This window comes from Proteus sp. TSJ240517 (assembly GCF_047921575.1).
In the GTDB taxonomy this organism is placed as follows: domain Bacteria; phylum Pseudomonadota; class Gammaproteobacteria; order Enterobacterales; family Enterobacteriaceae; genus Proteus.
In genome coordinates this window covers 288,276-300,114 of the sequence record NZ_JBLRMH010000003.1, presented here as the reverse complement: position 1 = coordinate 300,114, position 11,839 = coordinate 288,276, and the positions used below count along the sequence as shown (strand labels likewise).

The window sequence follows — 11,839 nt, the reverse complement described above, 5'->3', positions numbered from 1 at the left end:
CCTTAATTTACACGCTTTTGTGCCATGACATGAATGTAACGCCCCAGACTGATATAGGGCTCTTGCCGACAATATCGTTGCTCTAATGCAAGCAACGATGGAAAATCTTTATTTTGTAACTGACGACTTTGCAAATAATCATGGAAAACACGAACACCCGTTTTTCCCAATATTGTCATCGAAAACTCATCTAACCATTGATAAACATCTTCTGGTTGTAATGGATTTTGAGGTGATAGCGATTTTTTTCTTCTACGTGGGATCTCAGGATTTGCCAGATGAAAATTCCCTAAAATCGCATTTCTCATGACAATACCATTCGCATTGTAAAACATTAGCGATAAGATACCATTAGGTAGCAACATATCGGTAAGAACATTTACGGCGTCTTTCTGATCCGTGATCCATTCCAATACTGCATGAAATAGAATTAAGTCAACCCCTTCATCTATATGCTCTTTAATCTCTTGAGCCGCACAACAAATAAACATCATGTTCTCGATGACACCCTCTTCAATCGCAGCTTCTTGTGCGCGATTAAGCATCTCTTGTGATAAATCACATAAGATAATTTGGTGTCCTAATTTAGCAAGCTGACGAGAGAAATAACCTTCACCTCCACCTGCATCTAAAATACGCAAACTTCGGTTAGGTAAAAGGGTCAATAATTGTTGTAAATCTTCCCAAATCACCGCTTGACGTATTTTACCCTTTGTTGTGCCATAGATATTGCGGGAGAATTTATCTGCAATATCGTCAAAATTACGATCTGACATTAAAACGCCTCATGATAACAACTTACTACTTGCGCTCTCTGCGTTCTGATAAATTCAAAAATATGAGACACTGTACATTAATAAAGACGGCAATTTTACCAGTGTTCTATGATACTGACTGTTTTCTCTAAAGAAATAAGTCATGAATCAGACTATTCGCAAAGCGCAGTACAAATATAACGCTTATTAATGAAAAAATTAACGTTCAAACGTTTATCGTTTTATAAATAATTAAACGGTTCTTTATTTCTATTGATGAAAACTTAGTGAATCGTTGTTGTGTTAGCTATTTTGACACAACGTCTTGGAATTCCCCTAGTTTTCACTAAACTTTCGCTATCAATTGCATGTATTTCACTCAATCTAGGATGATTTATGCTGTTTTTGCTCAAAAAATATGTTGCAGGCTTTCTGATGCCCTTGCCTTTGCTCTTATTAATCGCCTTTTTTGCATTAGCACTACTTTGGTTTACACGTTGGCAAAAAACCGGAAAAAGCCTACTCACTGTTGCGCTTGTTCTGTTAACTATTCTAGGCATACAACCTGTTGCCGATACACTATTAATGCCAAGTGAAAAAGAGTATCAAGCTCGTTATGAATTACGAGAAAATTCGCAACAAGATGTGAACTACATTGTTGTTTTAGGTGGTGGATTTACTTATAACCCAGAATGGGCACCAAGTTCTAATCTTCTTAACAATAGTTTGTTTCGTGTTGCTGAAGGTGTAAGACTTTATTACCGCAATCCCAATTCGACACTGATTTTTACAGGGGGAGCAGGTGTTAATCAGATAAGTAGTGCAGAGGTAGCGGCTCAGGTGGCACAATCTTTAGGTGTACCTGCGGATAAAACTATCGCATTATCAACACCGAAAGATACAGAAGAAGAAGCCTATGAAGTTGATAAATTAATTGGAAAGAAACCATTTTTGCTTGTGACGTCTGCCAACCATTTAGCACGCGCTGAACGTTTCTTTTTAGCGCGAGGCATGAACCCTATCGTTGCGCCAGCTAACCAATTGGCTATCACTTCACCATTACATCCTTGGGAGAAATATTTTCCCTCCGCCACTTATTTTCAGCACAGTGAACGTGCATGGTATGAGTTTTTAGGATCGATGTGGCAATCAATAAAACCGGCTGGACAACCCGCCACTATTCCTGGAAATGAAGATCATCAATCTGATAAAGAAAAAAGCTAATAATTAAAAATATCTTTGCTGACTGAGACAAAAACGGCACTTAATTAAAATTAAGTGCCGTTGATATTATTTGTTGTCGCTCAAAGACTAAAATTCTTGGTTAAGCGCTCGATATGCCGCTCTTGCTGCGACAAGATCATCTTGTGTATCTACACCCACACCAGGAACTTCTAATGCTTTTGCAACATGGATTTTTTCGCCATACCACAGCACACGCAGTTGCTCTAACATTTCAATAGATTCTAATGGGCTTGGTTCCCAAGTAATATATCGACGTATAAAGCCCGCACGGTAAGCATAGATGCCAATATGGCGAAGATAATGCTCACCAATTTCATCATGTGATAAATTAAAACGGTCTCTTTCCCAAGGAATGGTTGCACGAGAGAAATAAAGTGCAAAACCTTTTGCATCCATCACGACTTTCACCGCGTTAGGATTAAAAGCTTCTTTTGAGTCAACAATAGGCACCGCTAATGTTGCCATTCCTGCACCACAATTTGCTAAGTTTTCAGCAACTTGGGTAATAATAGCGGGTGGAATAAGAGGCTCATCACCTTGTACGTTAACGATTATTTCATCATCTGCAAATTGATATTTTTCAATGACTTCTGCTAAACGTTCTGTACCTGAATGGTGATCTTCGCGAGTCATACACGCTTCCCCGCCCGCTTTTTCAACTGCTGCAACAACATCTAAGTTATCGGTTGCAACAATGACGCGGTTTGCACCAGAGCGCATAGCCTGTTCCATCACACGAACAATCATAGGTTTGCCATGAATATCCGCGAGGGGTTTACCCGGTAAACGGGTCGATGCATATCGACCTGGGATAATGACCGTGAACATGAAGTTACTTTTCCTCTTCTAGTGATAATTCTCTTGCTTCATTCTCCAGAAGAACGGGGATATTGTCACGAACAGGATAAGCTAAATGATCAATTTTGCAGATAAGCTCTGAGTTTTCTTTATCAAAGATAAGTTTGCCGTGGCAAACTGGGCAAGCAATAATTTCAAGTAAGCGGTGATCCATTTTGTCCCTCTCAAGGGTTAATCATTTTATATGGCAAAAGGATATCATAAGGAAGGATCAGCGTTAATACTCAAAACCTCTCGTTTAGTGATAATTCGAAAATTATTTTAGTTATTAATAAATTTATTATTTTCTCTTTTACTATAAGCAACAAAAAAGCCACATTAGTGTGGCTTTTTATCGTTGAGTCTGCAACATCATTAATAAAGAATTACATTCAGCTTTTATTGATAATAATTTAACCTTTTTATTATCTTTATTGCATTCTAATTAACGAAATGACTCTTTTATATTACTTATTCAGCTTGGTGGTAAACTATTTCCGCCTACCTACCTAAAAATAGGCATAAACGATAATTTAATCTCAATGTTAAACTACCGTTTTATCTACAACTTTAACAAGGCTAAACCTTATTTAAAATCCAATAACATCAGCGGCTTCTAAACCTGCTGCTGTTCTGATTACAGAAAACTCAACGTCTTGACCTTCTGTTAATGCTTTATTTTTTGTATTGGCAATCGCTTTTTTATTGACATAAACTTCTTGTTCAATATCTCTTGCAACAATAAGACCATAACCCTTGTTATTGTCAAACCATTTTACGCGACCCATTCTTAATTGTAATGTCATGATAGATAAACTCCTTTTGTTCTTTGTATAGTTTTATTTTCCTATACAAATGCATCCTACTTTTTATTAAGTCTTCTTATATAAAACCCCAATTAAATTCTGAACACATTAATTTAAGTAGTGCATTTTATTATTCAATATAAATGTTCAAAATCGTGATAGCTAAGCTTAATAAATATCTTAAAGCACAATAAATATTTACAGTATCAATATGACAAAAAGATGACATGTTGATATTTATTGAGCACTGATAAAAAAGATAACCGAATATAGAGATAACTAGTCACCATCAAAAATGGTTTTTATTATTCATAGTGCACAAAAGCCAACGCTATTCACTGCACAAAATATTAACCCTACATTCAAGATCCACAAACTCTCCACACAAGGCTTTTGAGTAGATAGGGTAATTGCGAGTTAAATTGAACTACGACAAAAGCGATATGCAACTGTAGGTAGGTAATCTTTTATGTAACGCTATCCTGATTTCCACTATAAATATCATTGTTTCAGATCAGATACAAGTTTTTTTCGAGCCGTAAATTAAATTGCTGACTTGTTTTAGCACAGATTGACTATTTAATTCAGCGCTAACGGGTAAATACCACCAATTATCTTGCGCAAAATGCTGACATTTAACGGCATCTTTTTCTGTCATAATAAGGGGTTCTAAATCTGGCGTTAGATCCTGTAATTCTTGAGCGCTATAATCACTATGATCACTAAATGCTTTTGTTGTGATTAACTCTATCCCTTTTTCATGTAAAGAGTTAAAGAATCGAGGTGGATGACCAATTCCAGCAATAGCAACAGCCTTCTTAATTTGCTGAACAGGTTTCTTTTCTCCCGTTTTAAGATTAACAGCAATATCACCTTCCAGTACCATGCTTATCTCGTTACCTTGGCTTACTCCGCCATTAACGATAATTGCATCTACTGAATTTAAGCGCCCTGCACGCTCCCGCATAGGTCCTGCTGGTAACCACCAACCATTGCCAAACCGACGTTGGCCATCAATAACAACAATTTCATAATCACGCTGTAATGCATAATGCTGTAAACCATCATCAGTGATGATCACATCAAGCTCATATTGAGCTAATAACGCTTTTACTGCATCTCGTCGATTAGGTGCAACCGCAACGGGAGCACCTGTTCGATGATGAATCAATACAGGTTCATCACCTGCCATAGAAGGTGATGTATCGGATGTCAAAAGTAATGGATAATGGTCTGATTTCCCGCCGTAACCACGAGACACAACACCTGGTTTAAATCCCTGCTGTATTAATTGCTCAACAAGCCATATCACAACAGGTGTTTTACCATTCCCACCTGCAGTTAAGTTGCCAACAACCACAACAGGAACAGGGGCTTTCCATGATGCTAACCACCCTTTTTGATATGCAAAACGCCTTAACAGTGTGATCGCACCATACAACCATGAGAATGGAAGCAATAGGATATAAAACCAAGATTTACCAGACCAAATCCGTTCAATCATTTGCCAAATTGCATCCTATGAAGTTGAGCATAAATACCTTTTTTCTCAATCAAATCAAGATGTGCGCCGCGTTCAATAATTTCACCGTCTTCAATAACTAATATTTCATCCGCTTTCTCAATCGTTGATAAACGGTGAGCAATCACTAAAGAAGTTCTATTCTTCTGTAATTCATCAAGTGCTGACTGGATAGCACGCTCTGATTCTGTATCTAGTGCTGATGTTGCCTCATCAAGAATAAGAATTGGTGAATCTCGCAATAACGCTCTTGCAATTGCAATACGCTGACGTTGTCCGCCTGAAAGTAGCACACCATTTTCACCAATTTCAGTATCTAAGCCTTTATCCATTTTTTGGATAAAATCCATCGCATGTGCCATTTTCGCCGCTTTTTCAATATCTTCACGGGTATACTGATCTTCACAAGCATAGACAATATTGTTTGCTACAGTTTCATTAAAAAGATGCACATTTTGAGAAACCAGAGCCACTTGATTACGCAAAGATTTCAATGTGTATTCACGAATATCATGACCATTAATCAATATCTCACCTTCATTAATGTCATAAAAACGTGTGATCAGGTTTGCAATCGTAGATTTACCCGAACCTGAGCGTCCAACTAATGCAACAGTTTTCCCAGCTGGAATAGTAAATGACATATTTTTTAAAGCTGGTGTATCTTTCGTCACATATTGGAAAGTGACATTGCGAAACTCAATATCACCAGTCGGTTTCTTCAGCTCTAATTTACCTGTGTCTTTTTCTTGCTCCATATCGAGGATAGCAAATAGCGTCTGACAAGCAGCCATACCACGCTGAAATTGAGCATTCACATTAGTCAGCGATTTCAATGGACGCATTAATGCAACCATTGAGGAGAAAACAACCGTTATTGTACCAGCTGTTAATGTATCCATAATTTCAGGGAAACTTGCTGCATATAGGACAAATGCTAATGCGAAAGAAGCAATCAATTGAATAATAGGATCTGAAATTGACGACGCAACAACCATACGCATACCTTGACGGCGAATATGATTGCTCACATGGTTAAAGCGTTTATTTTCAACTTCTTGACCATTGAAAATCAGAACTTCTTTATGCCCTTTTAGCATTTGTTCTGCACTAGTTGTCACTTGCCCCATGCTATTTTGAATTCGTTTACTGATCGTTCTAAAGCGAGTCGATACTAAACGAATAACAAAAGCAACAATAGGCGCGATAACGATAAGGATCAGAGACAATTGCCAGCTATAGTAAAACATCAAACAGAATAGCCCGATGATATAGGCACCTTCACGTACAACAGTAATTAATGCACCTGATGATGAAGAGGCAACTTGTTCTGAATCATATGTGATACGGGAGAGTAAAGTCCCTGTTGATTGCTGATCGAAAAAGCTCACCGGCATTCCCATAATATGGGAAAACAGTCGGCGACGCATATTCATTACCACTTTTCCTGATACCCAAGAAAGACAGTAACTTGAAATAAAGTTAGATATACCACGCAGAACTATCAGTCCAATAACGGCAAAAGGCATCCATTTTAATACGTCATTACTCGCTTTACCAAAACCTTCATCAAGAAGCGGTTTTAATAAAGAAATCATAAATGCATCCACGCCCGCATTGATAATTAATGCAATTGCAGCAGTGATTAAACCCGCTTTGAAAAGTCGGATCATTGGCCATAGGCGGCGGAATGTTTGCCACGTTGATAGATCTATATCATTCATATATATTACCAAACTTTTAATAATTAGCCGGACATTCTACTCGGGAAACGTCAAAACACCAAACCACTGATGATACCAACGAGGTAAAATATCTCGTCTATAGGTAAATACATCAATATTATCTTGATTAAACTCGATAGAAACTTGCCCACTAATAGAGGTTGTTAGCCAATTAATAGCTTCTTTTTTATAGCGATGATGTACTTTATCAGAAGGTAAACGCCAAGGGCTATAACGAGCAGCAGAAACAAGTGCAATTTTTGGTGATACAGCTTGAATAAACATCAATGTGGATGATGTTTGACTACCATGATGAGGGACTTGTAAAACATCTGCTTTCAGTTGTTCTTTTTTTACTCTTACCAATTGAGCTTCAGCTTCTTTCTCTATATCTCCAGTCAAAAGAATATTATGTTTACCATCACTGACATTAATTACACAGGATTGATTATTCTTCGGAGAAAGTGATTTATTCGGTGGCCATAATGCATCAAATTGAAGCTCTTTCCACTGCCATGATTTATTGCTTAAGCAAGGTAAATGCGAAGGATCGTCAAAACTACTACGAATGCTTAAGTTAGGATAAGCTTTTATTAAATCTTTAATACCACCCGTATGATCAAGATGATCATGACTAATTATCAATGCAACGGGTTTAAGTCGATGGCTTTTTAAATAAGGAATAATGACACTTTTTGCAATTGAACCACCACTTTTCCAACGTATTCCAGTGTCATAAATAATTGCCTCTCCTTCTTTTTCAATAATAACCGCTAAACCATGCCCAACATCTAGCATAGACATTCGCCATTGATAGCGTGAAGAAGCGGCGAATTCACAATATAAAATAGTAGCAATAGCCACAATACAAATAAAATGATGATACCACCATGACATTTTGATGACTAAAATAATACCAATTCCCAAAAATCCTAATAATAAGGGGATAGCGCCACTATCTTGCCAAAATGGTAAAAATAATGGAGCACACCCAAAAGCAAGGTTTATTGAAAGATCAACCCAATGCCAAATTATCGGTTGAAAAAATGAGAGAAAAAATGTCAATAATCCAAGCATTATTAATGGTACAGTAATAAAAGAAATAACAGGAACCGCCCATAAATTAACAATAAAACTAAAAAAATTAGCACCACTAAATAAATATAATTGAAATGGTAATAAAATAATTAATAAACCAAATTGTAAATGTACTAATCTTAAAATAAACCACCGTTTTTGATAATTATATTTAGCTTTTAATGGGTACATCCAATACCAAAAAATAATGGCGAATATAGCAGAAAATGAGAGCCAAAAACTGGCTGAAAGTATAGAAAGAGGTTCAACAATAAGAATGAGTGCAGCACTCCAAAGTGCCCATTGCCACGGTAAAAATAATCGGCTCCCCCAATGCAAAATCACCCAAACGGTTAATCCAATAACAGCTCTTGTTGCTGGTATTCCCCAACCCGATAACGCGGCATAGAAAACACCACATAGCCAAGCTATAACTAATGGAAATTGTGGATTAATCCATCTAATAGGAAAAAGAAATTGAATACCTCTTGCAATAACCCAACCAGCAAAGGCAGCTAAACCTATATGTAAACCCGATATCACAATTAAATGTGCAACTCCTGTTTTCATATAGAGATCTTTTTTTTCAGGTTCGATATATCGCTTATCACCTAAGACTAAAGCAATTATTTCACCTTTATTTTTTGCTGTTTGCCAATAAGCTGAGATGGTCTGAATAAGCTGAATACGCAGTGATATATCATCTCGGATAAACTTAGCCGTCATCACTTTACCCGTTAGAGTTTCTTTCATAGAAACGGCATATTTTTGGCTATCAAACCCACCTTCATTTAAATAGCTATGTACAGCTCTGAATTGAATCTTAAACTTCCAATATTGCCCTACCGCTATATTTTTAGGCGGATTTCGCCAATACACGTTAGCGTAAACAGATGATGAAAAGAGCGTTTTTTTCGTAATAGGTATTTTGATAATAATATTACCATCTGCTAATTGGCGATATCCCATAACTTTGGTTTCAAATGTTGCCATATTATCAGCAAACTGTTCCGTTCTCGTCATTAACAATGACGCAGCCATATTTGAATAAACCCAGAAAAACAGAAATATTGCTAAAAATCGGAATGAGCAAAAAGGAACAAATAATAGAAATAGAGCAACTAGAATAATAATAGAATAAATAGTTTGACTAAAAAGTGTATGTTGAGCTAATAACGGTAAGCAACCTAATATCATTGCTAAAGCAATATTATCTAAAGTTAACTTTGTGAAATAGAGTTTTTGAAAATAGGTTGAATGAAAGCACCTCCGTTTTATTGATACCACCCTTAACTCAAAAAAATTTATCATTCGATTCAATAAAATCATTTTCAGCATCCTTACCTTCAATCATTCTTTAAATATCATGATATTACCATTCAGTTAAAGAAAGACGTTTAGGTCATTTTTTAGCGATGCTTTATAAAAAGAAAAAGATCTCTTGTTGCATACAATGAATTTTGAGAAGAAACTCGTAAAAAGCAAAACAACTAAGTGATACAGGTAATTAAATAGAGAAATTACAACTAAAGCAGAATACAGTAGTAAAGAAGAAGTAAGAAAGGTAGGTACTAGTGGGATAAAGTAAATAGAGCAAATCAATCAATTCAAGATCAGAGATTGAAGAAGATTAGAGAGCAGAAAAATACGCTAAAAGTCATAATAATTGGTAATAAAAAAACGGCACCTAAGCACCGTTTTTGAGAAAGTTAACTAACATCGTGCCATTTCGACAGGAGTTATTATTCCGTATAAATGTTTACACGGTCACGTAACTCTTTACCTGGCTTAAAGTGTGGAACGTATTTACCTTCCAGATCTACTTTATCACCAGTCTTCGGGTTACGACCCGTACGCGGCGCACGGTAGTGTAGAGAAAAACTGCCGAATCCGCGGACTTCGATACGCTCACCATCAGCTAAAGTATCAGCCATATGATCAAGCATTTCTTTTACAGCTTCTTCAACCGTCTTAGCCGAAAGATGAGATTGTAGGCCTGCAAGTCTCTCGATTAACTCAGACTTGGTCATATTACCTCCCTAAACTACCGATAAATAGGCAACGATTAACGTTGCCTTCCGTTAATAACTTAAATTATTCGCCTTTAGCTGCTTTGAAAGCTTCAGCCATAGCGTTGTTTGAAAAACCAACTTCTTCTTTGTTGTTTACAGAAGCGATAGCGTCTTTCTCGTCTGCTTCGTCCTTAGCACGAACAGATAAGTTGATAACGCGGTTTTTACGGTCAACGCCAGTGTATTTAGCTTCTACAGCTTCGCCAACATTCAGAACCAGAGTTGCATCTTCAACGCGGTCACGTGAAGCTTCTGAAGCACGCAGGTAACCTTCAACACCGTCAGCTAATTCTACAGTTGCGCCTTTAGCGTCAACAGCAGTTACTTTACCAGAAACAATAGCACCTTTTTTGTGAGCAGACAGGTAATTATTGAATGGATCTTCTGATAATTGTTTAACGCCCAGTGAGATACGTTCACGTTCAGCATCAACTTGCAGAACTACAGCAGCGATTTCGTCGCCTTTTTTGTATTCACGAACTGCTTCTTCACCTGCAACATTCCAAGAAATGTCAGATAAATGAACCAGACCATCAATACCGCCGTCTAAACCGATGAAGATGCCGAAGTCAGTGATAGACTTGATTTTACCTTCAACACGGTCGTTCTTGTTGTGAGTTTCTGCGAACTGCTGCCATGGGTTAGATTTGCACTGTTTCAGACCCAGTGAAATACGACGACGTTCTTCATCGATGTCAAGAACCATAACTTCAACAACATCACCAACGTTAACAACTTTAGATGGGTGAATGTTTTTGTTAGTCCAATCCATTTCAGAAACGTGTACCAGACCTTCAACGCCTTCTTCGATTTCTACGAAGCAACCGTAATCAGTCAGGTTAGTTACACGACCAGTCAGTTTAGTACCTTCTGGATAACGTTTAGCGATAGCTACCCATGGATCTTCGCCCAGTTGTTTCAGACCTAATGATACGCGAGTACGTTCACGGTCAAATTTCAGGACTTTAACAGTGATTTCGTCGCCAACATTGACAATTTCGCTTGGGTGTTTAACACGTTTCCAAGCCATGTCAGTGATGTGCAGTAAGCCGTCAACACCGCCCAGATCAACGAATGCACCGTAGTCAGTAAGGTTCTTAACGATACCTTTAACTTCCATGCCTTCTTGCAGGTTTTCTAATAACTGATCGCGTTCTGCGCTGTTTTCAGATTCGATAACCGCACGACGAGACACAACAACGTTGTTACGTTTTTGGTCTAATTTGATGACTTTGAACTCAAGCTCTTTGTTTTCCAGATGAGTTGTATCGCGAACTGGGCGAACGTCTACCAGTGAACCTGGTAAGAACGCACGAATGCCGTTCAGTTCAACAGTGAAACCACCTTTAACTTTACCGTTGATGATACCAACAACAGTTTCGTTTTCTTCGTAAGCTTTTTCCAGCATCAGCCACGCTTCGTGACGTTTAGCTTTCTCACGAGACAGAACGGTTTCACCGAAGCCATCTTCAACCGCGTCCAGAGCAACATCAATTTCGTCGCCCACTTGGATTTCTAATTCGCCTTGAGCGTTTTTGAATTGTTCTACAGGAATAGCAGATTCTGATTTCAGACCTGCATCAACCAGAACAACGTCTTTATCGATAGCAACTACAACGCCGCGAACGATAGCGCCAGGACGAGTTTCGATTGTTTTTAGGGATTCTTCAAAGAGTTGAGCAAAAGATTCTGTCATGTTAATGATCTTCAAGTAAATTTAATTAACGTCCATTTAGCATCCGGCCGAATGGGGTTGTTTCACATACCTCGTTACATCCTTTGTGACAAGGTCATCGGGCAT

10 protein-coding genes are annotated in these 11,839 nt (G+C 37.7%); 1 reads left to right on the top strand and 9 read right to left on the bottom strand.

Translation table 11 applies throughout. The annotated features are described in order from the left end of the window. Nucleotides 1-2 precede the first annotated feature (2 nt). Complete coding sequence (cmoM, locus tag ACNARN_RS07630; protein WP_198620506.1) at nt 3-776, bottom strand: tRNA uridine 5-oxyacetic acid(34) methyltransferase CmoM; 774 nt, start codon at nt 774-776, stop codon at nt 3-5. A gap of 375 nt (nt 777-1,151) precedes the next feature. On the opposite strand from cmoM, the gene elyC reads away from it, so the two are divergent. Then, nucleotides 1,152-1,979 (top strand): envelope biogenesis factor ElyC, encoded by an 828-nt coding sequence (gene elyC, locus ACNARN_RS07625; RefSeq protein ID WP_368888111.1) that lies wholly within the window; start codon nt 1,152-1,154, stop codon nt 1,977-1,979. Between the two features lie 87 nt (nt 1,980-2,066). On the opposite strand, the gene kdsB is transcribed toward elyC, so the two are convergent. The 8 genes from kdsB to rpsA form a co-directional block, all read right to left on the bottom strand. Further along, the gene (kdsB, locus tag ACNARN_RS07620; protein WP_072069670.1) at nt 2,067-2,828 is read right to left on the bottom strand and encodes a 3-deoxy-manno-octulosonate cytidylyltransferase; all 762 of its coding nucleotides are present in this window, start codon (nt 2,826-2,828) and stop codon (nt 2,067-2,069) included. 4 nt (nt 2,829-2,832) lie between these two features. Next, a complete protein-coding gene (locus tag ACNARN_RS07615) occupies nt 2,833-3,012 on the bottom strand; it encodes a Trm112 family protein (RefSeq protein ID WP_004244593.1) in 180 nt (59 codons plus the stop codon). Between the two features lie 415 nt (nt 3,013-3,427). Beyond that, nucleotides 3,428-3,643 carry a cold-shock protein gene (locus ACNARN_RS07610; protein ID WP_023581324.1) on the bottom strand — a complete coding sequence of 72 codons (216 nt, stop codon included), beginning with the start codon at nt 3,641-3,643 and terminating at the stop codon, nt 3,428-3,430. 514 nt (nt 3,644-4,157) lie between these two features. Further along, complete coding sequence (lpxK, locus tag ACNARN_RS07605) at nt 4,158-5,147, bottom strand: tetraacyldisaccharide 4'-kinase (protein ID WP_198620504.1); 990 nt, start codon at nt 5,145-5,147, stop codon at nt 4,158-4,160. Further along, entirely contained in the window at nt 5,144-6,889 is a 1,746-nt protein-coding gene (msbA, locus tag ACNARN_RS07600) for a lipid A ABC transporter ATP-binding protein/permease MsbA (protein WP_109373525.1), read from the bottom strand. Before msbA ends, lpxK begins: the two co-directional genes overlap by 4 nt. 36 nt (nt 6,890-6,925) lie before the next feature. Further along, complete coding sequence (locus tag ACNARN_RS07595; RefSeq protein WP_416304325.1) at nt 6,926-9,277, bottom strand: DNA internalization-related competence protein ComEC/Rec2; 2,352 nt, start codon at nt 9,275-9,277, stop codon at nt 6,926-6,928. A gap of 431 nt (nt 9,278-9,708) precedes the next feature. Beyond that, nucleotides 9,709-9,996, bottom strand: a complete 288-nt coding sequence (gene ihfB, locus ACNARN_RS07590) for an integration host factor subunit beta (protein WP_006537420.1) — start codon at nt 9,994-9,996, stop codon at nt 9,709-9,711. 64 nt (nt 9,997-10,060) lie between these two features. Then, nucleotides 10,061-11,734, bottom strand: a complete 1,674-nt coding sequence (gene rpsA / locus ACNARN_RS07585) for a 30S ribosomal protein S1 (protein ID WP_006537421.1) — start codon at nt 11,732-11,734, stop codon at nt 10,061-10,063. Nucleotides 11,735-11,839: the final 105 nt, after the last annotated feature.